Genomic DNA, 24360 nt, shown 5'->3' with positions numbered 1-24360 from the left:
GGTGATCAGATTAGTGCAGTAAGTTCATTAATGTGCTGAATTCTGATATGCGGCAACACAGGCACCTGGCTGTTATGATGATCCAACCAGGCTGTCTGACAACCGGCGTTTAACGCGCCCAGAACATCGGCGCGGTGACTGTCGCCAATATGCAAAATTTCCGCTGGTGGAACCTTTAGTCGTGCGGCGGCGAGTAGAAATAAGTCGGCATAAGGCTTCATTCGGCCATCTGGCCCGGCTTGTAAACTGAATTCAAATAATTCACCGATACCCATCTTTTGGATACAGGCATTGCCATTGGTAATGGCGATAAGCCGATATTGTTTTGCTAGTGCACTAAGTAACTGCTTTATCTTAGGTTGCACACTTATTCTGGTGCGCTCGGTAAGAAAGGCGTCATAGGCTAGCTCGGCAATTTCACCGGCTTCACACTGTGCCAGCCCCAATGCAACTAAACCGGCTTCTACTCCAAGTAATCGCCAACGGCCAATATCATGGCGTATTTGAGGTGTGGCCTTTGCCAATAAACGCCGTTGCTGCCACCAGAACTCACTATCTGTCGTCACTGTGCACGGCGCATACTTTGCCAATGCGTTTAACATGGCCTGTTCAGCCGCGGCGATGACCGGCTTGTTGTCGTAAAGCGTATCGTCTAAATCGAAAGATAATACCCTTATGGGGCTCAACCCTTTAAATAACTGCATAGTGCTACCTAATAAGTATTAGTGTGACAGCTGCAAAACATGCTGCCATGCTACTGCGGCGAGTTGTTGGCTAAACCAGCTCAGTGCCATGCCTTCGCTTTGTTTTTGCCATGCCAGATATAACTGGATATTCGCTCTGGGTATACTGCACGCTTTGGCAATCAGTTCACCACGTGCAAGCTCATTGCCAACCAAATGTCGCGGCACAAAGCCAATACCTAAGCCTTGTTTTTGCGCATCTATTTTAGCCTGCATATTGCTTACAGTGACACGCTGGCGGGTGTCAAACAAGCCAGATGAGCGCTTGGTTGCGTCGATAGCTGAGTCGGCGACGATAATCGCCGTATGTTGCTGTACATCTTCCTGGCTTACCACCCGGTCTAATGCGGCTAGTTGATGATGCGGAGCTACCGCAAACACAAACTCGACCTCGCCTAGTGGTAGCACGGTAAACTGCCCTTTGGCAAAGTCGCCAGATAAACCCACAGCAATGTCGGCGCGGCCAGTTTGCAGTGCTTCCCAGCCACCTGCCATCACTTCTTCTTTAAGATTTACTTGGGTAATTTTGCCCAGTTGAAGAAATCGGTTAATGACATCAAGCACGGGGGCATTAGGCACAATGCTGTCTTTGGCGATAACCAGCTCAGTTTCCCAGCCGGTATCAAGCTGTTTTACCGCATTTTGTAGCTGATTTGCTGCATGCAATAGCGTACGGCCCTGATCAAGTAATAATTGGCCGGCAGGTGTGAGTTGTGCACGCTGCTTGCTACGGTCAAACAATGCTACACCCAAGTCAGATTCCAGTTTGGCGATAGTGTAACTTAGTGCTGACGGCACCTTGTACAGCGCTTCAGCTGCAGCAGCAAAGCTGCCTTTACGGTCTATTGCGTCTAATGCGCGCAGTGCGTCTAAGCTCAATACATTTTGCATGTTGGTATCACCCAGGCTTGATTCAAATATTTTGAATAGTGTAGTCAAAACATTGCGTTTTTACAGCTGGAATTATCTCGTTATAGTTACTCCATCGACACAAGGCTGCTGTCGACAGGCAGTAAACTTAACTTTAAACAATTTGATAGGTGATATTATGGCTACTTCAATGATTCAGAAAGTTTTAACATCAAATGCGGGTATTGCTGCATTAGCGCTAAGAGTTCCGGTTGGTATTATCTTTGCCGCTCATGGAGCACAAAAGTTATTCGGTTGGTTTGGTGGCTATGGTCTCGAAGGCACTGGAGGCTGGATGGACAGCATAGGTTTATCTCCGGGCATTGTGATGGCATTTTTGGCCGGTGCTGCAGAGTTTTTTGGTGGTATCGCCCTGGTGCTGGGCCTGTTAACCCGTCCCGCGGCACTTGCGCTTAGCCTCGCAATGGTGGTGGCGATAGTGGCAGTACACCTGCCAAACGGCTTGTTTATGAGCAACAACGGCTACGAATTTGGTTTAGCTCTGTTAGCTGCTAGTGTGTCCCTGCTATTTAGTGGCGCTGGTAAAGCCTCACTGGACAACCTGCTGGCCAAACGCTTTAACTAAGAAAGTAAAGTACACCAAGCGCCCGGTTCTGCCGGGCGTTTTTATTGCTGTTGAAATTGGATGTGTAACCAGAACCGCTATACCCACAGCAACACGCCGTCAACCCATCCATGGGGCTCGTTTCCGCCCGTCCAGGGCTTCAACGGTTGCTTTAGGATATAACGGTTCTGTATCGAGTTGCGTTAACTAGCCAGACTTCTTTTTCGCCCTTGGATGAGCATTATCGTAAACCTTAGCTAAGTGGGCGAAATCCAGATGGGTATACACTTGAGTGGTGCTAAGGTTGGCGTGGCCTAACAGTTCCTGCACGGCGCGTAAATCCTGGCTGGATTCCAGCATATGACTGGCGAACGAGTGGCGAAGCATGTGCGGGTGTACATGCTGGTTTAGCCCTTGCTGTTTTGCCCAGAGTTGCACGCGTTCACGCACGTGTCGGGCGCTAATACGTTTATGCTGTTTGCTGAGAAACAACGCTTTAGTATCTGCCTCTGGCAGTTGTGCTGTAAACGCAGGGCGTTGTGCCAACCACGCCTTGACTGCCGTCAGTGCTATTTTACCCACCGGCACAATACGTTGCTTGCTGCCTTTGCCGGTAACACGCAAAAGCTGTTGCTGCCAGTCGATATTATCAATGTTGGCATTCACCAGTTCTTCTAAACGTAAACCGGAAGAATAAAACAGCTCCAGCATGGCCTTATCACGACAGGCCAGAATATCGTCGTGACTGTCAAAGCTCAGCAAGTGGTTAAGTTGATCAACACCAAGATTTTTTGGCAAGCTGCGTGCTGCCTTGGGCACAGACAAGTATTGTGCCGGGTTATCGGCCCGCAAACCTTGCGCCTGCATAAAGCGGTAAAAGCTACGTAGTGCTGCCACTTTTAGGGCAATGGTGCGTGGTTTGGCACCACTGCGACGCAGTTGAATAACATGCTGTTTTAACTGTGCTTCACTAAGCACTAACCAATGCGAGTCTGCTGCTGCAGGGCTTAACGCGACCTGTTGTAGCTGGCGCTGATAACTGTCCAGCGTTTTACTGCTGTAGCCGCGTTCATACTGTAAATAGCGAAGAAACGCCTGCAGCGGCTGTTGCCACTGCGGCGATAGGGTGGTGTCAGGCTGCGTCATAACCGGGTAACAGTTGCGACAAAATGGTCGCCAGGTGACTAATAAACAGCTTATCCATAGACGGCTGAAAATGGTCATCTTGTTCGCTGCCAAAGGCGAGTAAGGCCTGCGGTTGTTCTGCCGTAACAATAAGCACCAGAGCAACAGAATGAATGTTGTCGCCAAACAAGCCTTGTTGTTCTTCTTTGTTTAACCGGCCAAGGTAAACACCCTGCTGATTTAACCGCCGCGTGAGCAACATTTGAAACGGATGTGTGCTTTGCTCGTCACTAAAACGCACTAATCGGCATGCCTGCACTTGCGGCATGGCTGCCGTAAATTGTTGTAGGTTAGCTTGTGCCTGTTGCAAGGTGGTTGTTTGATACAGTTGTGCCTGCAACTGGTTAAATGCCAGAAAGATTTGCTCGTTTTGTCGGGCAACTGACATTAGGCGGGTAATGTCATCTTCCAATGCTTGTATTTTTTCCCGCTGCAGTTCCAGCTGACGCTCTACTAGTGAAACACTGCCACGCTGTTGGTGCGGCAGCCGTAAATTAGCCAACAATTGTGGATATTGTTGAAAAAATTCCGGGTGATCCTGCAAATAGTCGTACACCACGTGTGCGGCCAGTAAATCGGTTTCTTTAATCACATTGTCTGTCATAGCAATATTTGTCCATCATAAACATGCTCAGCCGGGCCAGTCATCTTCAGCGGTTGGCCAGGGCCATTCCAGCGAATATGCAAGCTGCCGCCGGGTAAGTCTACCCGCACCTGCTGCTGTAGTTTTTTTTGTAATTGTCCCACTACTACTGCCGCACAAGCGCCGGTGCCACAGGCCTGAGTTTCACCTGCACCGCGTTCCCACACCCGAAGTTTAATGTGCCCAGGGTTAATCACTTGCATAAAACCAATATTGGCCCGTTCCGGAAAGCGCTCATGCAGTTCAAACAGCGGACCTTGTATCTGCACCGGTGCGGTTACCACATCGTCCACTTCGACTACCGCATGTGGGTTGCCCATAGAGACAACACCGCAAAGTATTGTGTGGTCGTTGGCACGCAAAATATAGGTAACTTCCTGTTTTTGCGCTTTAAACGGAACCCTGGCTGGGTCTAATTGTGGCTCGCCCATGTTAACCGTTACCTGGCCATCGGCTTCAACATACAACATAATCTTGCCAGACTTGGTGCTAACACCAATTTTATGCTTGTTAGTTAAACCGCGAGCCCGGACAAACTTGGCAAAGCAGCGGGCTCCGTTGCCACACTGTTCAACTTCAGAGCCGTCGGCATTAAAAATACGGTAATGAAAATCTAATTCCGGATCGTACGGTGGCTCCACCATTAACAGTTGATCAAAGCCAATGCCGGTGTGGCGATTAGCCAAGGCTTTGATCTGCTCTTTGGTCAGAAACACATTTTGGCTTACCGCATCGACCAACATAAAGTCGTTACCCAAGCCATGCATTTTAGAAAAATGTAACAACATCTGCGCCCCTACTTAATCGGTGACGATTTGTTCGCCACGCCATAAATCCTGCCATTGTTCGCGGGCGCGGATTAAATGCACATTACCACCATCTACCAGAATTTCGGCAGCGCGTGGGCGGCTGTTGTAATTAGAGCTCATGGTGAAGCCATAGGCTCCGGCAGAGCGCACGGCAAGTAAGTCACCTTGTGCAATAGCCAGTTCACGATCTTTACCCAGAAAATCACCGGTTTCGCACACTGGGCCAACAATGTCATATATTGCCGCGGGTGCTGCGGCATTAATATCTACCGGCACGATGGCTTGCCAGGCACTGTAAAGTGCCGGGCGGATTAAATCGTTCATCGCGGCATCAACAATGGCAAAGTTTTTTTCTTGCCCCGGTTTTAAAAACTCTACCCTGGTTAATAGCACGCCAGCATTTGCCATAATGGCACGGCCGGGCTCCATAATCAGTTCAAGTTGCGGGTAACTTTTAAGCCGTTCAACCACTTTACTGATGTAGTCGGCCGGTGATGGTGGCGTTTCTTTATCGTATGTTACGCCTAAGCCGCCACCAATATCGATGTGCTTAAGCACTATACCGTCACTGGCCAACTGATCAATTAACGTAAGCAGCTTTTCCAGTGCTTCTAAAAAAGGCTGTGTTTCTGTGAGCTGTGAGCCAATATGACAATCAACACCCACCACATTTAAATGGCTGTAACTGGCGGCCTTACGGTAAATATCTCGAGCCAGCAGGATGTCGATGCCAAATTTATTCGCTTTTAAACCGGTAGAAATATACGGATGTGTTTTGGCATCAATGTCCGGATTAACCCTTATAGAAACTGCTGCTGGCATATTGAGTTTGCTGGCAACGTGTTGCAGGCGATCCAGCTCGGCAATGGACTCTACATTAAAGCATTTAATGCCCAGCCCCAAGGCAAAGCGCATTTCGTCTTCGGTTTTCGCCACACCAGAAAACACCACTTTTTTCGCATCGCCGCCGGCGGCAATAACGCGGCGCAACTCGCCACCCGATACGATGTCAAAGCCACTGCCCAGTTTTGCCAGCAGGTTTAAAATGGCCAGGTTGCTGTTGGCTTTAACGGCATAGCACACCAAACTGCTTGGGTGTTGTGCTGCCGCACTGGCAAATGCTTTATAATGGCGCTCTATGGTCGCGCGGGAATAAACGTAACAGGGTGTGCCAAATTCGGTTGCAATGTCGGTCAGGGCGCGTTGTTCCGCAAATAAGCGGTTATTTTGGTAGCTAAAGTGGTCCACGTTGTTCATCCGTTTGTTGAGTGGAAATGGGTGTGTTTTGCTGCGGTTCTGCCACTTCTGGCGCCTGTTGTGGTAAGGTAAGTGGACCTTTTTGACCACAAGCACTTAGCAGGCTACACAGTAGAATTACTGCAGCAATAGTTAACAGCGGACCTTTGGTTGTAAAAGCATGCATGATGTTATTTTTTTATGGTGATTGCGCTCTATAATCGCATCCTTAGCGATAAAAGCAAACAGGTGAAGCAGATGAATGACCTAGAATATGATGATTTGACCGATAGTGTGTTGCTGGCAGTAGAACAAGCCGTTGATGACGCTGATGCCGATCTGGATTATGAATCGCATGGCGGCCTGCTTAGCATTAGCTTTGCTGATGGTAGCAAGATTATCATCAATAAGCAGCCTCCGCTGCAGCAACTGTGGGTTGCCACTAAGTTTAATGGGCATCATTTTGAATGGAAAAATGGCCAATGGATAGATAACCGTACCGGTGCTGAGTTTTGGCAATTAGTAAATGATGCCGCGAGCAAACAGGCTGGCGTACCACTGAATCTGGCGCCTTAAGCGCTATTGTTTTTGGAATTGTGTAATGGCTTTACTCCCTTTTGTTGATGTTAAAGCACAGGGCGATACTCGCGCTGTTGTGGTGTGGTTGCATGGGCTGGGTGATTCGGGGCATGGTTTTTCGCCGATAGTGCCTGAATTACGTTTGCCGGCTGATGCGGGCATTCGGTTTTTATTCCCGCATGCCCCAGAGCGTCCGGTAACGGTTAATGGCGGCATGCGTATGCGTGCCTGGTATGATATTAAAACCATGGAGTTAACCAGCCGGGCAGACGAAGAGGGAGTGCGCGAATCGGCTGCGGCTGTCCAGCAACTACTAGATAAACTGATTAGTGACGGCATAAGCAGTGAACGTATTATTCTGGCTGGCTTTAGTCAAGGTGGGGTAATAGCCCTGCATTTGTTAGCTCGGTTACCCTATAAGTTGGCGGGAGTCATGGCGTTGTCTACGTATATGTGCGCGCCGGAAAAAATAAAAGAAGAAGCCAATAGTGTAAATAAGTCGACACCAGTATTGGTCGCGCATGGTAGCCAGGACCCGGTTGTACCATTATTTGCCGGGCAGCAGGCGTATCACGTGCTTAAAAATGCCGGTTTTAACCCCAGCTGGCACGAATACAAAATGCCGCACAGTGTTTGCGCGCAAGAAGTGGCAGACATTAGCAGCTTTATCCAGCGACGTTTGTTGATACAGGCAGAAAGTTAATATGAACACTATTCGTATCGCCACCCGTAAAAGCGCATTGGCCTTATGGCAGGCTGAATATGTAAAAACAGAACTGTTACGCCATCATCCACAGTTAACCGTTGAGCTGGTGCCAATGTCGACACAAGGTGACAAAATCTTGGATACCCCACTGGCCAAAATCGGTGGTAAAGGGCTATTTGTTAAAGAGTTAGAACAGGCTATGCTCGAAGGGCGGGCCGATATTGCGGTGCACAGTATGAAAGATGTGCCGGTAGAGTTCCCTGATGGATTAGTGCTGCACACTATTTGTCCGCGAGAGAACCCGCAGGATGCTTTTGTGTCTAATCAGTTTAGCAGTATTGCCCAGTTACCCGCAGGTGCCGTAGTAGGAACGTCCAGTTTGCGCCGCCAGTGTCAGTTAAAAGCTCTGCGCCCCGATCTCACCGTGCGTGATTTACGCGGTAATGTAAATACCCGCTTAGCGAAGTTGGATAACGGCGAATATGCGGCCATTATTTTGGCCGCGGCAGGGTTAATACGACTTGGTTTTGAGCAGCGTATTGCCAGTTTACTGCCCATTGAAACCAGTCTGCCTGCCAATGGTCAGGGCGCGGTAGGTATTGAATGTCGTAGCGACGATATTGCCCTGCAGCAGTTGCTGGCGCCGTTAGAACATAGTGTTACTCGAAGCTGTGTACTGGCAGAGCGTGCGATGAATCGAACGCTACAGGGTGGCTGTCAGGTGCCGATTGGTGCTTATGCAGAGATTAACGGTGACACCTTATGGTTGCGCGGTTTAGTTGGTGCGCTGGATGGCAGTGAGATTATCCGCCATGACGTTCGTGGTCCGGTGGCACAAGCAGAACAGTTAGGTGTTAGCCTGGGTGAGCATTTATTGCAACACGGTGCAGATCGTATTTTGCAGGCGGTATATCAGGCTGCACCATGACAACTGCCATGTTAGAAAGCATTCCGTTTTTAATTACCCGGCCTGCAGGTAAGGCTGACAATTTGTTGGCCTCGCTAGATAGTCTTGGAGTAGGCTATTTGTATCAGCCCCTTATTACCACGGCACAGGTCAGCTTAAAGCAACAAGATCAGCAACAGCTGCAAAACGCGGCCGCGGTTATCTTTGTTAGTGTTAGTGCAGTAAACAGTTTGCAAAATCAATATGATGGCGCCTTACTCACAGCGCCTTTGTTTGCGGTAGGACAGACAACGGCACTGGCATTGCACCGCTGGTTAGGCCGCGAAGTTATAGTGCCAGAGGATCAGCGCAGCGAAGGTTTGTTGCAGTTACCTCAACTGCATGACGTGAGTGGCAAGCAGTTGGTGGTGGTACGTGGTAATGCCGGGCGTGAATTGATCAAACAAACGTTAGTGACACGTGGTGCCAGCGTACGCTACGTGCAAAGTTATAAACGCCAGCCACTGCCGTTAGATGGCGCCTTGTTGTGTCAGCAGTGGCAGCTGGCAGGCATTCGTTGTATTGTGGCAACAAGCAACGAAATTTTACAGCAGCTGTTTAATCTGGTGCCCAGCGCCAACCAGCATTGGTTACAGCAATGTGACTGGATCCTGGTGAGTCCGCGGATGCAGGAAAGTGCAATAGCACTGGGTATCGCGACAGAGCGAATTACACTGGCAGACAATGCTAATGACAGCGCATTACTGGCGGCTATCAGCCAGTTACAGAGGGAATATCAATGAGTGACAGCTTAGAGCGCGCGTCAGAAATGGATGCGCCATTGCAGCAATTAAAACATAAAATAGATGCTGAACCGGCCCCACGACGCGGCGGTGGTGCTATCAGTGGCTTAAGCTTATTGCTGGTGTTAGCACTGGGTGGCCTAGTAGGGGCTGGTGGTTATTGGCTATGGCCACAATGGCAGAGTCTGCAGCAGCAAACGAATACACTGCAGCAAAATCAGCAACGCTTAACCGACCAAAGTTTGCAGCAGCAAGAGACAAACAATCAGTTGCAACAGCTACTGCAACGTGAACAGCAACAACGTTTAATGCAGTTGGAGCAAAGCTTACAGCAGCAACAGCAGCAATTAGCGGCACAAAACCAAGCGCAAATTCAGGCACTACGTCAGTTAGTGCAAGAGCGAGATAGTGCACCGCCACGACATTGGTTACTGGCTGAAATTGAGTATTTGTTACAGATAGCCTCGCAAAAAGTCTGGCTGGAACAAGATTTTGCCACCAGCCGGGCGTTACTGGCCAGTGCCGATGAAAAATTAGCTAAGCTGGACGATCCTTCTTTAATGCTAGTGCGACAAGCTATTGCGGCCGATACGGAGCAGCTTAGCCGTATTGTATTACCTGATGTCAGCAAGGCGCATGTGCAGCTGCAGCAGCTGCAAAAATACGTTATGGAATTGCCGTTGAAGTTGCAGGTATCAACCAAGGCAGAGCCTAAAGCACCATCGACCGAATTAGCACAGTGGCGGGAAACCTTGGCCTTTCATTGGAACAATACCTGGAAAGGCCTACTGAACCCCAGAAGCGCGGTGCCAGAAGACTACTTTGATTTAACTACAGAACAACAACTTATGTTGCGTGTTGCAATGCAGCAGCAATTGCAGTTAGCGCAATTGGCGATGATGCAACACCAGCATACGGTTTATGTTGCTGCTTTACAGCAATCTAGCGACAAACTGCAACGCTACTTTAGCGCTGATGACCACGCCGTTCAGCAGTTTAGTGCTGTGCTTACAGAGCTGGCAACCATTGATGTTACACCGCCGGTCATTCAGGCGTTAACCAGTTTGGCAGAGCTACAACAGTATCAACAACAATTGGCAGGAGAGGCATTATGATCCGTGTCTTGCTGCTGATTGGTGTGCTGGCGGCAGCCATGTGGTTTGGTCCGACGCTAATAAATCACGCTGGCTACATCAAAATTATTGTTGCCGGGCAGGTATTTGAATCTACCTTGCTCGGCCTGGCATTGCTTGTTTTAGTCGCAATGGCTGCCTTGTGGTTTGCCGGCTTGCTACTGCGCAAACTGCTGCGGCTGCAACATGTGTCGTTTAACTTTTTACGCTGGCGCCGTCAACGAAAAGCCCAGCAGGCTTATGTATTGGGTATACAAGCATACGCGAAGCAGCAGTGGCAGCTGGCAAGTCAGCATTTAGCAAAAGCCTGTTACGACGATTTTATGCAGGACGAAAAGCGTTTACTTGCTGCCTATGCGGCTTTTTATGCTGGAGATGTTGCGCTGGCCAATAGCCATGTTGCGGCATTGCCGGTAGACGATAACACGACGTTGTTTTTACAAGCCGATTTGCTATTGCAGCAGGGGCAACCGGCACAGGCCAGTGCGCTGTTGGTGGATAAAGTATCGGCAGATAACGACGACAAGGGGCTGGGGCAGCTTTATTTACACGCGTTGCAACAGGCTGGGCAGTGGCAGCAGTTGCTGCAAATGGTACCGCTAGCGCTAAAACAGCAATGGTTCGATAAGGACAAGTGGCGGCAACAACGGTTTAATATTTACCCTGCTGCTATTAGTCAGCTAAGCCAGCAGCAACGCTTTGATGAAAACGCAGACTACTGGACTAATTTACCCGCTAAAGAGCGAAAATCGACCGCAGCAAATATTGGCCGAGCCTGGGCTATGGCGCAAAATGGTCAAAATGAGGCGGCGGAAAAAATACTGGTGAGCCAGCTGCAACTTGCTGAACTGCCGCAATTATTGCCTTATATCCGTCAAATACCCTTAGGTAAATCGGTACTAAAACTTCGTAAGCAGGTGCAACACTGGTTACGTGATAATGCCAGCAATGGTTACTTATATGCGCTGTTAGCATATCTGGCAGAGCAAGAAGGTGAAGTGCAACAAGCCGAGCTGGCCTGGAATAAAGCGCGGCAATATGAACCCAAGCTTGGATAAACCTGCATTAAATGGGCTGGCAGCGCAAAGCACGTCTCAAGCAAAGGTGCTGGTGCTGGGCAGTATGCCTGGTGCCATCTCATTGCTTGAACAGCAGTACTATGCCCATCCACGTAATCAATTTTGGCCAATAATGGCCGAAATTGGCGGTTTTTCTGCCAACCTTTCCTATCAAGATAAAGTTGAAGCACTTAACACACGCGGCGTAGCATTGTGGGACGTTATTGCCAGCTGTCAGCGAAGTGGCAGCCTGGACAGTGCAATTCGAGATGAGCAGCCAAACGATTTTGCCGGTTTTTTTGCAACCCATTCCCAGTTAGTTGCTATTGGTTTTAATGGCGCTAAAGCCTGGCAAAGTTTTAAGCGCTATGTGCTGCCACGAAATACGCTGCCCTCGCATATACAGTTACTAAATTTGCCTTCAACCAGTCCAGCGTATGCAGCGATGAGCTTTGCCCATAAACTCAAAGTATGGCAACAACTTAAACCCTTTTTGTTGTAGTTCACCTCAGGCTTGTGTTTGATTATTTACGCGTTTTGACATTTATTTTCTTGACAGATTTCGGCGTAAGAACAATATTGATTAGTAATTGAACTGTCATGTATGTGTGCTATGACTTTATTACTATGCAGCGCTGGAACATCTCAGCAGTGGGTCGCCCGACCTGCTAACCTGCATGGCTGTTCAACAGACTATCATTTGTCTGAGTGGTTCGACGAATAGCATTTCCCCTCTGATTTATCCCTAATTTTCTGCTCAGCGTTTTGCTGTGCGGAATAATACGGCCGTTTGGCCATTTCCTTGAAAAAAAACAATAAGCAGGAAGTAAAAATGAAAGCACTAAGTCTATTGGGCGTAGTTGCGCTATTGCTATGTGGCAATGCGCAGGCCTGTCTGCAACAAGAAAGTGAAAATAATAATAGCGAAAGCAGGGCTAATGGCCCGCTATGCAGTGGTGTAGCTGTGCAAGGCGATATTGGTAGCCGGACTGACAGCGATTGGTACGCATTTGACACCACATCGACAGGTGATATTAGCGTTAGCTTGAGTCATGGTAATAATGCCGATTTTGATTGGTTTTTATATCGCTCTAGCGGCAGCTATATCGCTTCCGGCCAAAGTGGTTCTAATCCTGATAGTGGTAACTATAGCGCTTCACCTGCTGGCCAGCATTTTATCAAAGTTACCCGGTATAGCGGTACCGGCGCTTATCAATTGTCTGTCACCTTCAATGGCGCAGGCAGCGGTGGCGGCGGTGAGCCAGAGCCAGGCAGCTGTAACTACGGTGCCAGGCCGTCTAAGCCGGGTGGCTTAACGGCAACTTTGGTTGGTAGCAGCGCGGATACCTGCGTCAGTTTAACCACGCCTGCCGTACTGCTAATGGGCGGTGGCGCAGATGTTGATGCGGCATTTAGCAATCGTATTAAACCGCATATTAAGGGAGGTAATGTTGTTGTACTACGTACCTCAGGCACTGATGCATACAACGACTACCTGCAAGGATTAACTAATGCGGCATCGGTAGAAACGCTGATTGTTAATACCCGTACTAAGGCCAATAGCGACTATGTCGATTGGGCCATTCGTGCTGCAGAGTTCGTGTTTATTGCTGGCGGTGATCAGTCCGACTACCTTAATCAATGGCAGGGTACCAAAGTTGAAGATGCGCTACTGCACCTTTATAACAAAGGCGGCGCAATTGGTGGTACCTCAGCGGGTAATCATGTACTTGGACAGTTTATTTACGATCCGGACGGTGTTTCAGGCGCAATCAGCTCGGAAGCGGTTACCGACTTTTGCCACCAAACGATCAATATCAGTAATGATTTCCTTAATCTACCGCTGTTGAACGGCATTATTACCGATACCCATTTTCGGCAACGTGATCGTATGGGGCGTTCCGCTGTGTTTCAGGCACACTTAGGCAGCACAGGACGGGTTGTCGCCGTGTCTGAAGCCACTTCAATGTTTGTTACGGCAAATGGTCAGGGTGTTATTGACGGCTCTAATGAAGCGTATGTGCTTAGGGCTGACAGTCAAACGCAATACCAGCAAACCAATTGCGGTCAACCGGTCATCATTAATAACCTGTTGCGTTACAAACTGTTACCAGGTCAAAGTTATAACCTGCTGAACAACAGTACTAGTGTAAGCCCAACCCGGCTGAGTATCGACGGTCGAAGTGGTAACTTCTACAACCCAACAAATCCATATTAAACATAACGTTTGATAAGGTGCAGTACAGTCTGTCGCCGCAAGGCGACAGACTTTTATTTACAAAAAGGTAGAGTCAAAATGAAAGCGATATTACCGCTGTGCATGGTGTTGTTGTTTGGATGCACTCAACAAGGACAAGATAGCGTGAGCAATGATGCATTGGACGCGATAGCGAATGCTGAACAATGCGGTTTTGGCCCCCGGCCGACAAAACCCGCGTCACTGCAGCGTTATGCTGTGGGTTATACCGAAGATGTCTGTGTGCCGTTATCACCCGAACAAGCAGGCGTGATCTTAATGGGAGGCAGTACCGATGTAGACAGTGTTTTTATTGATAAAGTGCGGCCGCATATTCAAGGCGGCAATGTTCTGGTACTAAGAACGCAAGGCGAGGATGGCTATAACGACTATTTATGGCATTTGCTGCAGGCAGCGTCGGTAGAGACATTGTTGGTCGATAGCAGAGATAAAGCTAATAGTGAATATGTCAGCTGGGCGGTGCGTACGGCCGAGTTTATTTGGTTTGCTGGTGGTGATCAGTCAACGTATATCGCCAATTGGCAAGATACCGCATTACAGCAAGCACTGCATAATGCCTATAACCGCGGCGCCATTATTGGCGGTACGTCTGCCGGCAATGCCATTCTGGGCAGCGTCGTGTATAACCCAGATGGTGTGGGCAGCGCGGTATCAAGTGAGGTAGCGCAAGATTTTTGTCATGAAAACATTAAATTTAGCCCAGACTTTTTAGCCGCACCTATGCTGGCCAATACCATTACCGATACCCATTTTAAGCAGCGCGATAGGATGGGGCGGCTTATGGTGTTTTTGGGTCATCATCAGCCGCAAAATCTAACAGGCATTGCCGTGTCAGAGCGCACGGCAATGTGGGTGGAACGTTCTGGCGATACCGAGGTATTTGGCGAGCATGAAGTCTATATCGTACGCGCTGACACGCAATCGAGCTACCAGCAAACCCGCTGTGGGCAACCGGTTCAGGTAACAGACTTACTGCGTTACCGCTTAGTGCCAGGTGATAACTACCAGTTATTGCGGCATCAGTCTAATGTGAGCCCGATACGGTTAAGTTTAGATGGAGATCGAGCCCAGCTTTATAGCCCGCTAAATCCATACTGATAACACCAATAAGCCTTATGTTTAAGCGCAAACGGAATTAATTACTGTCCCGCTGGTCTGATGCTGACTAAAGCAAAGCAGGGACAGTCATTTTTTGTCAGGTGTTATTCTCGCAGTAAAAGTCTTTTTACAAGCCTATGGCCGAGCTTTAGCTTTGGCGTTGCTATTGCACTTACTATTTTTGACTGCATTATTACAAACCCGATTTACACCGTTGGCTAAGCCGCCTGCCGCTGAAGCAACAGTGTCGTACTTGTACCAACCGCCACCGCCATTGCAACAAAAAGCGCAGGCATTGTCCGTGCCTGAAAGCAGTGATAAAACTGAACCTGTCGCGACAACCACAGCTCCCGCTGTGGTGGAAAAGTCAGCAAAGAAAGTTGATACCCGTAGCGCTGTTGTTGCTGAAAAATTACCTGATATCGTTGACCAACCAGAAAAAAAACATACAGAGCAAGCGGCAACGACACTGCAACTAAGCCTGGCACAGCGTGCATTAAACCGTGCCGCAACCGTCGACCCTGTTACGATTGAACAAACCGCTGCAGCAAGTTATCAACAGTTTTTACAGGCGCAGCAACAGCCCAAAATAACGGTAGAAAAGCGCCATCAATTGCTAAGCCGTGATCCGGCTAAGCATATGGTTCGCATCAGGGAAGGGGTTTGTGTTATTGGCGACCCTGATCTGGACGGTTTCGAGCAGTTGATGGAGGCTAAAAGGGTGCCATGCGGCGATAAAGATGCGTCCAGCGTTATACTAAAACAGGCGCTGGAAAAACATATTAAACGCTAGCTAGGCGTCGGCTATATGCTGCTCTAAGCGGGCTTTTAGCTCACCTTCAATCGCTACTGCTTTACCGGTTTTCTGATCCAGGCAAACAAAGGTGACCTGGGCATCGGCGGCAACGGCATCTTTACCGGCAATACGCACTTCTTGTGTTACAACGGCACTTTTACCGCCTACTTTACTAAAGCGGGTAAACACTTCGAGTGTATCGCCCATGGTGGCGGCTACCCGGTAATTGATATTGATATTAACAATGACCCAAGCCAGGTTATGTTTGGCAAACCACTCAATATCGCCGCTGTCTTCTAGGTAGCCCCAGCGCGCTTCTTCCAGAAACTCCAAATAGCGGGCGTTATTCACGTGCTGGTAAATATCTAAATGGTACCCGCGCACTTTAATCAGGGTTTTGTGTGTCATGTGTTGGCTTAGTATTTGATTCAGGTGAAGTGATTGTGGCATATCAAAACTGGCCAAACCAGTGTTAGTGCTGAAGTTTTTTGTAACATACAGTGATCAATATTTGCAAAATAAAACTTTTTCGGTAAATTGCTAGCAAGCTTAATAAAATCAATCAGTTTAAGGGAACCGGATGAAAAAGTGGATTTGGCTGGCGCTGCTAAGCTGTGGCGCTGTGCAAGCTGACATGTTGGACGCGTTAAAAGCTTATGAACAAAAAAACTATATTGATGCGCAGCAACAGTTTGCTGAGTTGTTGCCATTGGGCAATGAGCTGGCAGCTTTTAATTTAGGTGTTATGGCATACCAGGCTGAAGGGCAACCGCAAGACCTGACCAAAGCACTAACCTATTTTATGCTTGCCGCTGACTTGCGGCATGAGCAGGCAAAAAACTTATTGGCACGTTTGGCTGCGCAAGCCAGTGAGCAACAATTGGAGCTGGCCAATCAGGAGTTTGAACGGTTAAAACAACGCGTGGCTATTGTCGCGACAGATTTAACCAAATCTCGCAATGCTAACGCACCTGAACCTATTCGGCGTGTACATCCTGACTACCCCATAGAGGCTGCGCGGCAAGGGCAGTTTGGTTATGTAGCGTTGCGCTTTTTAGTTGATGAGCAGGGCGAAGTTACCGCGGTGGACACCATGGATGCGTATCCAAAGAAGGTGTTTGAAAAGTCGTCAATTCAGGCGCTGAAACGCTGGCGTTTTGAGCCCAGTGGGCAAAAGCATCTGATGAACGTTCGGTTAAATTACTCCTTCGATGGTGGCGTTAAATTATCCGCTGTAGAAAACATGATGGAACAGCATAAGTTGTGGGAGTACGCCGCTTTAGGTGCGCCAGAGTATCAGCTGGCGCTTGGGACTTTGTTGTCGTTAATTGAAATACAAAGCCCGAACAGCTTTTGGTACGACCCTGATATGCCATTAGCCGCAACGCCAGATTTTAGTATTTATACCAAGCATGCCGTGCTTCGTCCTGACTTTGATGGTTTTTGGGGGCGTGCGATTGTCAGGGTAGCTGAAGACGGCACGATTACTGAACAAATCAAAGCTGATTTTGAACCGGGTAGTGAGTTAACCAGCCTGGTAGGTTTAAAACTGAAAGGCAAAGTAGAAACGGATGTATATCGTGTAGCGCGTTCATCTACTGATGGTGCTCGGCGCGTTTATGTTACACCGTCTATTCAAACTTCTCGTGCTATGTCTGGCATGTTTTGGTGGGAGCAGGCAGCTAAAAATGGTAATTTGGACGCGCAGCGTGTAATGGCGGCTTATGATGCTCAATGGGAAAATTATTTGTTAAGCCAGCAAGATGCTGAAGTGATGGCCTGGACGGGTACCCGCTTGATTATTAATGGTCAGCGTGAGCAGGGTATGGCATTGTTAGAGCAGGCGATAGCAAAAAACTATCAGCCAGCAAAAGAAATGAAAAAACAGTTTATGTAACCGTCTACTGTATATAATAAAAACGCCCCTTGTGGGCGTTTTGTATTTTTAGATATAGGCAAAGGCATCGCCAAACATATGTTCCCGATGTGCACCTTGTTCAATAAAGGCGCTACGCACTACGCCAGCCATGGCAAACGGGCCAGCAACATAAATATCGTAGGCTTCTAAGGAAACAAAATCTTCCAGCACGGCTTCATGCACCATGCCGCTGCGGCCCTGCCAACTTTCATCCAGCTGTTGTACGACCGGAATAAAACGGTATTTACTGTTTTGTGCTGCCCACTGCTGCATTGTTGCATTGTGGTACAGCGCGGCCTGCTCACGCACGCCCCAGTAAACAAATACCGGTCGGTCTACTTTTGTCGCCGCGATGCTTTGCGCAATGCTGTAGACATAAGAAAACCCGGTACCGCCTGCGACTAAAATTAGTGGCCGCTCGCTGTCGGCACGAAATTGCGCATTACCCAGGCCAATTTCTGCTTGCACCGGTTGCTTTAACTGGTGCTGTTGCAACAGGTGCGCCAGTGCCTGGCTGGCATACTGATCGGCTACCGCGCCACCAATATGAAGCTCCAGTTGCGGCTGTGCGGGGGTGCTGGCAATTGAAAAAGGCCGTTTGTCACTGTCGCTCAGGTAAAGTTGTAAATACTGGCCGCTTTCAAATGTTACCGGCTCAGCCGGCGTTAACACCACACGATTAACCGTGGGGGTTAAGGCTTCAATTACATCTACGTTACAGGAAATTGTTGTCATAATATTCTTCGCGAAAACCTCAGCGCTTAGCTTTGGATAAAAGGATGGTGTAAAACCAGATCGGTACAGGGGTAGGCTAAACAACAGTAAGTAAACTGCTGTTGTTTGTCCAGCTCAGTTAGCGGCTGCGGTTCACTATAACGCACCTCACCACTTTTTAATTTGCAGACACAGCTGGTGCATACGCCCTGGCGGCAACGATTAGGAAAGTCGATACCGTTACGCAGTGCAGCGTCTAGGATGGTTTCATCCGGTTTCACAGTAAAACTTAGCTGCGCTGGCGCAATAGTGACCAAAAAACTCACAATTTGCTGTCCTTTATTGGCAACGTAATACCCAAGGTAGACCAAATCGCATCTACGCGTTGCTTAACAGCCGGGTCCATTACAATGGGCTCACCCCATTCGCGGTTGGTTTCGCCCGGCCATTTATTGGTAGCGTCCATGCCCATCTTTGAACCCAGGCCAGAGACCGGTGAGGCAAAGTCAAGGTAGTCTATAGGTGTGTTTTCAATCAGTGTGGTATCGCGTGCCGGGTCCATACGGGTGGTAATGGCCCAAATCACATCCTGCCAGTCACGGGCATTGATATCGTCATCGCACACAATCACAAACTTGGTGTACATAAACTGGCGCAGGAACGACCAAACACCCATCATTACGCGCTTGGCGTGCCCGGGGTACTGCTTTTTCATGGTCACAATAGCCAGCCGGTACGAGCAGCCCTCCGGTGGCAGGTAAAAATCGGTAATTTCTGGAAACTGTTTTTGCAGTATGGGCACAAAAACTTCATTTAACGCCACGCCCAGAATAGCCGGCTCATCCGGTGGTCTGCCGGTATAGGTGCTGTGATAAATAGGGTCTTTGCGCATTGTTATATGGGTTACGGTAAATACCGGAAAACTGTCTACCTCGTTATAATACCCAGTGTGATCGCCATAGGGCCCTTCGGGCGCCATTTCACCCGGAGCAATATAGCCTTCCAGTACAATTTCAGCGCTGGCGGGTACCTGTAAATCATTGCTGATGCACTTTACGACTTCAGTATTGTCGCCACGTAGCAAACCGGCAAAACCATACTCTGACAATGTATCTGGCACCGGAGTTACCGCCCCCAGAATGGTGGCTGGATCGGCTCCCAGGGCCACCGATACCGGATAATTTTGTCCCGGATTGGCCTTTTGAAACTCATAAAAATCCAGCGCGCCGCCGCGGTGCGATAACCAGCGCATAATCAGCTTATTTTTGCCCAGCACTTGCTGACGGTAAATGCCCAGATTTTGACGCTCTTTATGTGGGCCCTTTGTTACGGTCAAGCCCCAGGTAATTAACGGTGCAGCATCACCAGGCCAGCAGGTCATTACCGGTAGCTGAGTTAAATCAACCTGTTCATCACTTAACACAATTTGCTGACAGGCGGCTTTTTTCACCTGCTTTACCGACATATTCAGCACCTGCTTAAAAATAGGCAATTTACTGAAAGCGTCTTTCAAGCCTTTTGGCGGCTCTGGCTCTTTTAAAAACGCCAATAGCTTGCCCACTTCCCGCAGCGCAGAAACCTCTTCCTGGCCCATGCCCAGTGCCACCCGTTGCGGGGTACCAAACAGGTTAGCCAATACCGGCATGGAATAGCCTTTGGGGTTTTCAAATAAAATAGCCGGGCCACCGGCGCGCAGCGTGCGGTCAGCAATTTCGGTCATTTCCAGCACCGGGTCCACTTCGACGGTAACTCGAACAAGTTCACCGCGCTGTTCCAGCTGGGCAATAAAATCGCGCAGATCTTTATATTTCATAGTGGCCTTTTAACAACGAAAGGGCATAAATACGACATAAATGCCACTTCGATCAGAATGACAACATTATACAGCTCTGTTGCGCGCTGACCAGTTTTGCCAAAGCGCTAAATAAAAGGAGATATGCACAGCTGTGCCAATTAGTTTGATTTTTCACAGCCACATAAAATGACGCCCAATTCACTTGGGTTAATATCCGCTGAAATGACATGAAATATTTGCAGCAATAAGCTGGCAGAAAAAATGCCTTTACTGAGTTTTGAGCGTAAGTTGGCAGGAGTTTGCTCAATACCTATATTGGCCAGCAAGTTACTTAGCTCAGCGTATTTGATACCCCGTTTTTGCAATTCAGCCTTTACCAGACGTGACGCGACACAGTTCCAATGCGGCAATTTGTTGCTCATGATACACACCTGAATAACATTGACCACATTTAAAATACATGGTACACATCTTTATAGCAAGGTATAGGTTTAATATGGAGAAATCTGCCCATGAGATTGTTAAGTGTAATGTTAATGGCGCTGGTGTGCGTACCGGTATTCGCGGTGGATTATATTCAACCTAAACCTTTACAGGAAGTGGTAAAAACGCCGGTAGCAACAGTAAAGTCTGGCCAACAGCAGCTACCCATTATCAGTTGGGGTGCTGATATGGCCACCATATATGCAAATGGCAATAGTCAAAAATCAACACCTCAATCTTTGTTTGCCGCTGCCGGGCTAGATTTCAATTTGGCGCGTGAAGATGTTTTCGCCACGCAGCTATCGAATTATCTTAGCGGGCAAACCCCCTATCTGCGCGGTACTATGGGCATGTTGAACATGGCGGCAGACTTATTAAACAAAGATACCAGAACAAAGCCGGTTGTTATTTTTAAATTGTCTGACTCGGCAGGCGGCGATGCCCTTGTCGTAAAAGACAGCATTCGTACCGTGGCTGATTTGAAAGGCAAAACCATCGTGTTGCAAGCCTATGGCCCTCATGTCGACTACCTAACGCGCATTTTGCAAGATGCTGGCATGTCAGTAAAAGATGTAAACCTGCGTTGGGTTGCAGATTTAACAGGTACCAATAATTCACCAGCCGCGGCGTTGCGAACTAAAGAGATAGATGCTGCCTTTGTTATTACGCCCGATGCGCTGGCGTTAACGTCAAATGGTGCTGTCGGCACTGGCTCAGAGGATTCAGTAAAGGGCGCGCGTATTTTACTGTCAACCAAAACTGCCAACAAAGTGATCGTTGATGTTTACGCCGTGCGCAGTGATTATCTGCAGCAACAGCCAGCGCAAGTGCAGGCTTTTGTCGGTACTTTATTGAAAGCCCAGGAGCAGGTTGCCACGTTGGTTGCTCAGCGGAATCAACAGAAACAAGACTACAACAGCTTCCTGCGTGCATCAGCACGGTTGTTATTGGATGCAGAGACTGCAACGGCTGATGCTGAGGGGCTTTATCAAGACGCAGCGCTGGCTTTGTTTAATGGTAATAAAGCTTTTTTTTCCAGTAGTAACGATTTGCGTCGTTTTTCTGTCATTGCCGAGGAGTCACTGGCGGGTGTAAAAGCCTTACAAATGGCAACGGGCGCTATGTCTTTGACAGCAAACAATTGGAATTATGAGTTGCTGCGCACTGGTATTGGTGCAGTGAAGTCGGTCGAGTCAGTACGATTTAATGAAAACGCTGCTGCCGCTGTTGTATCACGCAAGCAACAACAAGGTTCACTTGCTGAAGGTGAGTTATATTCTTTTGAGGTGTATTTTGCACCAAACCAAAATGCTTTTAGCGCAGATCTTTATAAAGAAGCCTTTGATAAAGTTATAAACTTAGCCTCTACTTATGGCGGAGCACTTATTACAGTAGAAGGTCATACCGACCCCATGGGTTACTTACGCCAGAAAAAGGCTGATGAAAACGCGTTAGTGTTGGGGCGGGTTAAACAGTCTGCCAAAAACCTCAGTTTCAGCCGTGCACAAAGTGTGCGCAGTGAAATTATAGCTTATGCCAATACCAAGGGTTTGGCGCTCGATTCCAGCCAGTTTGTTACCGTTGGGCACGGCATTGCGTTGCCGAAAACGGGCATATGCGGCGACGAACCTTGTGCACCGAAAACGGAGCAGGAATGGCGGTCTAATATGCGGGTGGTGTTTCGCATTATTCAGGTTGAAGCTGAAGCTGACGTGTTTAAACCACTGTAGAGCAGGATGAAAATGAGAACAGCACTATTATTATCTGCTTTATGCCTTGCTGGCTGTGGTCCTGCTATTGAGCCTGTAGCACAAGATACTGTCGAAGAAACGGCACAGCAAAAAAGCTACGCCTTAGCGGCCACTCGTTATGACTGGCCGGCAGCGAGCCAAAATCAGTCTTTAGCAGATAATTTACTGACACAAAACTATTATCTGGTTTTTGACGGTTCCGGTTCTATGTCGGATAGTAAGTGTGCGTCATCGCAGGAAAAAATTGACGTCGCAAAGTCCGCCATAAACAAATTTATTCAAAACATTCCGTCAACAGCGAATATCGGCTTATATGTTTTTGACCACTACGGCGCTCAGGAACGAGTGCCCTTAGGGCAAAACAGAAGCCAACTAATAGAGTCGGTTAAACGTGTGCTAGCCAACGGAGGGACTCCCTTGCGCTCAGCAGCCGAGGCTGGATATGAAGCCTTGACTAAACAAGCGCAAAAGCAGCTGGGGTATGGTGAATACCATTTAGTTATTATTACCGATGGTGAAGCCAGTAACAACGAAGACCCTGAACCGATTGTCAGGAAAATCCTGCGTGAGTCACCCGTTCAAATTCATACCATAGGTTTTTGTATTGGCGAAGGGCATAGCTTAAACATTCCGGGGCAAACTTATTATGCGGCAGCTAGCAACCCAGCAGAGTTGGACGCTGGTCTGGCGCAAGTTTTGGCTGAAGCTGATGATTACAATCTGCTTGATTACAACGGATCTGAAAACTAATGAACCACGCTCGTTCGGCTATGGTGTTGTTTCTGCTCGGCGCTATTGCAATCGGTGGTTACTACCTGTTTAAAGAGCAACATCTGGAAAATGCTTTTAAAGCCAGCTCTGATGCGTCCGGTGCAAAAGATCGCATCCGTATTGCGGTTGACTCCTGGGTTGGTTATTACCCTCTGTGTTCAGCTGAGTTGAAAAAGCGCCTGCGCGAGCTCGGTTATGTGCTCGAGTGCGTTGATGATGGTGCCGACTATCCGGGCCGAATGAAACAATTACAACAGGGCAACATCGATTTTGCCGTGGCAACGGTGGATAGCTACATTGTTGCCGGCGCCGCGGTTCGCTATCCGGGTGTTATTGTCAGTGTCATTGACGAGTCCAAAGGTGGTGATGCGATCATTGCGCGTAAAACGCGTTTTGCATCGCTGAATGACTTAAAAACCGGCGATATTAAGGTTGCACTTACACCATCATCGCCCAGTGAGTTTTTGGCTAAGTCGCTTGCGGTGCATTTTGATCTGCCGCCGCTGGCAAAGTCAAAGCCATGGCTGGTAGCAACTGATGGTTCAGCCCAAGCGTTACAAGCATTACAGCAAGGTCAGGTTGATGTAGCCGTGCTATGGGAGCCAGATGTTAGTCGCGCGCTGCAAGACAAACAGTTTCATCGTCTTATAGGTACTGAGCAAACTGAGCGCATGGTCGTTGATGTGTTGGTTGCTCAGCGTGATCTGGTGGCGAAAAAGCCTGAGTTGGTTAGTGTGTTTTTGCAACAGTATTTTCGCGTGCTGAAACGTTATCGGGATGAACCCAAGCTGTTGCAGCAAGAACTTGTTCTACATACTGGTTTAGCAGAAGCTGACGTTGACACTATGGTAAAAGGTGTTGCCTGGGCATCTCTAACGGACAATGCACTAACCTGGATGGCGCATGATGCCAAGGTACCGTCAAAAGAAGCGGCGATAAGTAGTATTGAATCAGTCATTTCAGTGCTGACAGATTATGGTGATTTGAACCGTAACCCACTGCCGGATGCAGATCCGTATCGATTGCTAAACAGCAGCTTTGTGCATCAGTTACATTTACAAAGTAACGCCGGTTTTACTGGCGCAGCTGATGCACTACCGCAGGCAAAACAAAACTATGCCGCTTTAAGTGCGGCGCAGTGGCAGAATATGCGAGAAGTTGGCACATTAAAATTGCGGGCAATCAATTTTTCTTCCGGCAGTGATGTGTTGTCATTAGATGACAAAACCCGGCTTGATGAAATTGCTGCAACCTTGTCACATTATCCACATTTTTATATTGATATCCGCGGTCATTCAGGTGTGCGGGGTGATGCTGCTGCAAACCGACAGTTATCGCAAGACAGAGCTGATGCCGTTGCTCGTTATTTAGAATTGACACATAGTTTTGCTATAAACCGAATGCGTGCGCAAGGGGTCGGTGGTGAGCAGCCGCTGGCACGACAACCGGGTGAAAGCGAGCGAAGTTATTTTTATCGCCTGCCACGGGTTGAGCTAATTTTCTTAACTGAGCAGCTGTAAGC

At 48.4% G+C, this 24360-nt stretch carries 27 protein-coding genes; 15 read left to right on the top strand and 12 right to left on the bottom strand.

Annotated elements, in window-relative coordinates:
* Positions 1 to 5: 5 nt before the first annotated feature.
* Both ORJ00_RS18510 and ORJ00_RS18505 read right to left on the bottom strand, forming a co-directional pair.
* A complete protein-coding gene (locus ORJ00_RS18510) occupies positions 6 to 704 on the bottom strand; it encodes an HAD-IA family hydrolase (RefSeq protein ID WP_306127101.1) in 699 nt (232 codons plus the stop codon).
* 18 nt (positions 705 to 722) lie between these two features.
* On the bottom strand, positions 723 to 1634 hold the full coding sequence (locus ORJ00_RS18505; RefSeq protein ID WP_027671005.1) for a LysR family transcriptional regulator: 912 nt from the start codon (positions 1632 to 1634) through the stop codon (positions 723 to 725).
* Positions 1635 to 1791: 157 nt separating this feature from the next.
* Here ORJ00_RS18505 and ORJ00_RS18500 point away from each other — a divergent pair, with 157 nt between their 5' ends.
* Positions 1792 to 2238: a DoxX family protein gene (locus ORJ00_RS18500; RefSeq protein ID WP_027671004.1), complete on the top strand. Its 447-nt coding sequence runs from the start codon at positions 1792 to 1794 to the stop codon at positions 2236 to 2238.
* Between the two features lie 186 nt (positions 2239 to 2424).
* Here the strand turns inward: ORJ00_RS18500 and xerC are convergent, their stop codons facing one another.
* From xerC to lptM, 5 genes are read right to left on the bottom strand one after another with little or no spacing between them, the layout of a single operon-like run.
* The gene (gene xerC / locus ORJ00_RS18495; protein ID WP_027671003.1) at positions 2425 to 3363 is read right to left on the bottom strand and encodes a tyrosine recombinase XerC; all 939 of its coding nucleotides are present in this window, start codon (positions 3361 to 3363) and stop codon (positions 2425 to 2427) included.
* Entirely contained in the window at positions 3350 to 4006 is a 657-nt protein-coding gene (locus ORJ00_RS18490; protein ID WP_027671002.1) for a DUF484 family protein, read from the bottom strand. The genes xerC and ORJ00_RS18490 overlap by 14 nt, the downstream gene beginning before the upstream one ends.
* A complete protein-coding gene (dapF, locus tag ORJ00_RS18485) occupies positions 4003 to 4833 on the bottom strand; it encodes a diaminopimelate epimerase (RefSeq protein ID WP_027671001.1) in 831 nt (276 codons plus the stop codon). The genes ORJ00_RS18490 and dapF overlap by 4 nt, the downstream gene beginning before the upstream one ends.
* 12 nt (positions 4834 to 4845) lie before the next feature.
* The gene (lysA, locus tag ORJ00_RS18480) at positions 4846 to 6102 is read right to left on the bottom strand and encodes a diaminopimelate decarboxylase (RefSeq protein ID WP_306137258.1); all 1257 of its coding nucleotides are present in this window, start codon (positions 6100 to 6102) and stop codon (positions 4846 to 4848) included.
* Positions 6089 to 6277 carry an LPS translocon maturation chaperone LptM gene (gene lptM / locus ORJ00_RS18475; RefSeq protein ID WP_306140535.1) on the bottom strand — a complete coding sequence of 63 codons (189 nt, stop codon included), beginning with the start codon at positions 6275 to 6277 and terminating at the stop codon, positions 6089 to 6091. Before lptM ends, lysA begins: the two co-directional genes overlap by 14 nt.
* 71 nt (positions 6278 to 6348) lie before the next feature.
* Between lptM and cyaY the strand changes: the two genes are divergently transcribed.
* The 10 genes from cyaY to ORJ00_RS18425 all read left to right on the top strand — a co-directional run bounded on the left by cyaY (position 6349) and on the right by ORJ00_RS18425 (position 15403).
* The gene (cyaY, locus tag ORJ00_RS18470) at positions 6349 to 6666 is read left to right on the top strand and encodes an iron donor protein CyaY (protein ID WP_027670999.1); all 318 of its coding nucleotides are present in this window, start codon (positions 6349 to 6351) and stop codon (positions 6664 to 6666) included.
* A gap of 25 nt (positions 6667 to 6691) precedes the next feature.
* A complete protein-coding gene (locus tag ORJ00_RS18465; protein ID WP_027670998.1) occupies positions 6692 to 7372 on the top strand; it encodes an alpha/beta hydrolase in 681 nt (226 codons plus the stop codon).
* Between the two features lies 1 nt (position 7373).
* On the top strand, positions 7374 to 8303 hold the full coding sequence (gene hemC / locus ORJ00_RS18460) for a hydroxymethylbilane synthase (protein ID WP_027670997.1): 930 nt from the start codon (positions 7374 to 7376) through the stop codon (positions 8301 to 8303).
* Positions 8300 to 9064 carry a uroporphyrinogen-III synthase gene (locus ORJ00_RS18455; protein ID WP_305976771.1) on the top strand — a complete coding sequence of 255 codons (765 nt, stop codon included), beginning with the start codon at positions 8300 to 8302 and terminating at the stop codon, positions 9062 to 9064. The genes hemC and ORJ00_RS18455 overlap by 4 nt, the downstream gene beginning before the upstream one ends.
* On the top strand, positions 9061 to 10179 hold the full coding sequence (locus ORJ00_RS18450) for a uroporphyrinogen-III C-methyltransferase (RefSeq protein WP_306140534.1): 1119 nt from the start codon (positions 9061 to 9063) through the stop codon (positions 10177 to 10179). Before ORJ00_RS18455 ends, ORJ00_RS18450 begins: the two co-directional genes overlap by 4 nt.
* A complete protein-coding gene (locus ORJ00_RS18445; RefSeq protein WP_305976769.1) occupies positions 10176 to 11255 on the top strand; it encodes a heme biosynthesis HemY N-terminal domain-containing protein in 1080 nt (359 codons plus the stop codon). The genes ORJ00_RS18450 and ORJ00_RS18445 overlap by 4 nt, the downstream gene beginning before the upstream one ends.
* On the top strand, positions 11236 to 11757 hold the full coding sequence (locus ORJ00_RS18440; protein ID WP_037054282.1) for a DNA-deoxyinosine glycosylase: 522 nt from the start codon (positions 11236 to 11238) through the stop codon (positions 11755 to 11757). The genes ORJ00_RS18445 and ORJ00_RS18440 overlap by 20 nt, the downstream gene beginning before the upstream one ends.
* A 330-nt stretch (positions 11758 to 12087) precedes the next feature.
* Positions 12088 to 13473, top strand: a complete 1386-nt coding sequence (locus ORJ00_RS18435) for a Type 1 glutamine amidotransferase-like domain-containing protein (protein WP_306140533.1) — start codon at positions 12088 to 12090, stop codon at positions 13471 to 13473.
* 78 nt (positions 13474 to 13551) lie between these two features.
* A complete protein-coding gene (locus ORJ00_RS18430; RefSeq protein ID WP_306140532.1) occupies positions 13552 to 14610 on the top strand; it encodes a cyanophycinase in 1059 nt (352 codons plus the stop codon).
* Positions 14611 to 14704: 94 nt separating this feature from the next.
* On the top strand, positions 14705 to 15403 hold the full coding sequence (locus tag ORJ00_RS18425) for a hypothetical protein (protein ID WP_306127096.1): 699 nt from the start codon (positions 14705 to 14707) through the stop codon (positions 15401 to 15403).
* Here the strand turns inward: ORJ00_RS18425 and ORJ00_RS18420 are convergent, their stop codons facing one another.
* Positions 15404 to 15856 (bottom strand): acyl-CoA thioesterase, encoded by a 453-nt coding sequence (locus ORJ00_RS18420; protein ID WP_306127095.1) that lies wholly within the window; start codon positions 15854 to 15856, stop codon positions 15404 to 15406.
* Between the two features lie 130 nt (positions 15857 to 15986).
* Between ORJ00_RS18420 and ORJ00_RS18415 the strand changes: the two genes are divergently transcribed.
* The gene (locus ORJ00_RS18415; protein ID WP_306140531.1) at positions 15987 to 17303 is read left to right on the top strand and encodes a TonB family protein; all 1317 of its coding nucleotides are present in this window, start codon (positions 15987 to 15989) and stop codon (positions 17301 to 17303) included.
* A gap of 48 nt (positions 17304 to 17351) precedes the next feature.
* Here the strand turns inward: ORJ00_RS18415 and fre are convergent, their stop codons facing one another.
* The 4 genes from fre to ORJ00_RS18395 all read right to left on the bottom strand — a co-directional run bounded on the left by fre (position 17352) and on the right by ORJ00_RS18395 (position 20255).
* On the bottom strand, positions 17352 to 18059 hold the full coding sequence (gene fre / locus ORJ00_RS18410) for an NAD(P)H-flavin reductase (protein WP_027670989.1): 708 nt from the start codon (positions 18057 to 18059) through the stop codon (positions 17352 to 17354).
* A 26-nt stretch (positions 18060 to 18085) separates the two neighbouring features.
* Positions 18086 to 18364, bottom strand: coding sequence for a 2Fe-2S iron-sulfur cluster-binding protein (locus ORJ00_RS18405; protein ID WP_027670988.1), 279 nt, complete (start codon positions 18362 to 18364; stop codon positions 18086 to 18088).
* The gene (gene ubiD / locus ORJ00_RS18400) at positions 18361 to 19851 is read right to left on the bottom strand and encodes a 4-hydroxy-3-polyprenylbenzoate decarboxylase (RefSeq protein WP_306140530.1); all 1491 of its coding nucleotides are present in this window, start codon (positions 19849 to 19851) and stop codon (positions 18361 to 18363) included. The genes ORJ00_RS18405 and ubiD overlap by 4 nt, the downstream gene beginning before the upstream one ends.
* 140 nt (positions 19852 to 19991) lie before the next feature.
* On the bottom strand, positions 19992 to 20255 hold the full coding sequence (locus tag ORJ00_RS18395) for a DUF6471 domain-containing protein (protein WP_027670986.1): 264 nt from the start codon (positions 20253 to 20255) through the stop codon (positions 19992 to 19994).
* Positions 20256 to 20345: 90 nt separating this feature from the next.
* Here ORJ00_RS18395 and ORJ00_RS18390 point away from each other — a divergent pair, with 90 nt between their 5' ends.
* The 3 genes from ORJ00_RS18390 to ORJ00_RS18380 are packed head-to-tail and all read left to right on the top strand — an operon-like array spanning position 20346 to position 24358.
* The gene (locus tag ORJ00_RS18390; protein WP_037054277.1) at positions 20346 to 22046 is read left to right on the top strand and encodes an ABC transporter substrate-binding protein; all 1701 of its coding nucleotides are present in this window, start codon (positions 20346 to 20348) and stop codon (positions 22044 to 22046) included.
* Positions 22047 to 22058: 12 nt separating this feature from the next.
* Positions 22059 to 22817 carry a vWA domain-containing protein gene (locus ORJ00_RS18385; RefSeq protein WP_305977244.1) on the top strand — a complete coding sequence of 253 codons (759 nt, stop codon included), beginning with the start codon at positions 22059 to 22061 and terminating at the stop codon, positions 22815 to 22817.
* Positions 22817 to 24358 carry a phosphate ABC transporter substrate-binding/OmpA family protein gene (locus ORJ00_RS18380; protein ID WP_306140529.1) on the top strand — a complete coding sequence of 514 codons (1542 nt, stop codon included), beginning with the start codon at positions 22817 to 22819 and terminating at the stop codon, positions 24356 to 24358. The genes ORJ00_RS18385 and ORJ00_RS18380 overlap by 1 nt, the downstream gene beginning before the upstream one ends.
* Positions 24359 to 24360 lie beyond the last annotated feature (2 nt).

Origin of the sequence: Rheinheimera baltica (genome assembly GCF_030731985.1) — a bacterium.
Classification (GTDB): domain Bacteria; phylum Pseudomonadota; class Gammaproteobacteria; order Enterobacterales; family Alteromonadaceae; genus Alishewanella; species Alishewanella baltica.
The sequence above is the reverse complement of the archived record's forward strand: the minus strand, read 5'-3'. Positions and strand labels throughout refer to the sequence as shown.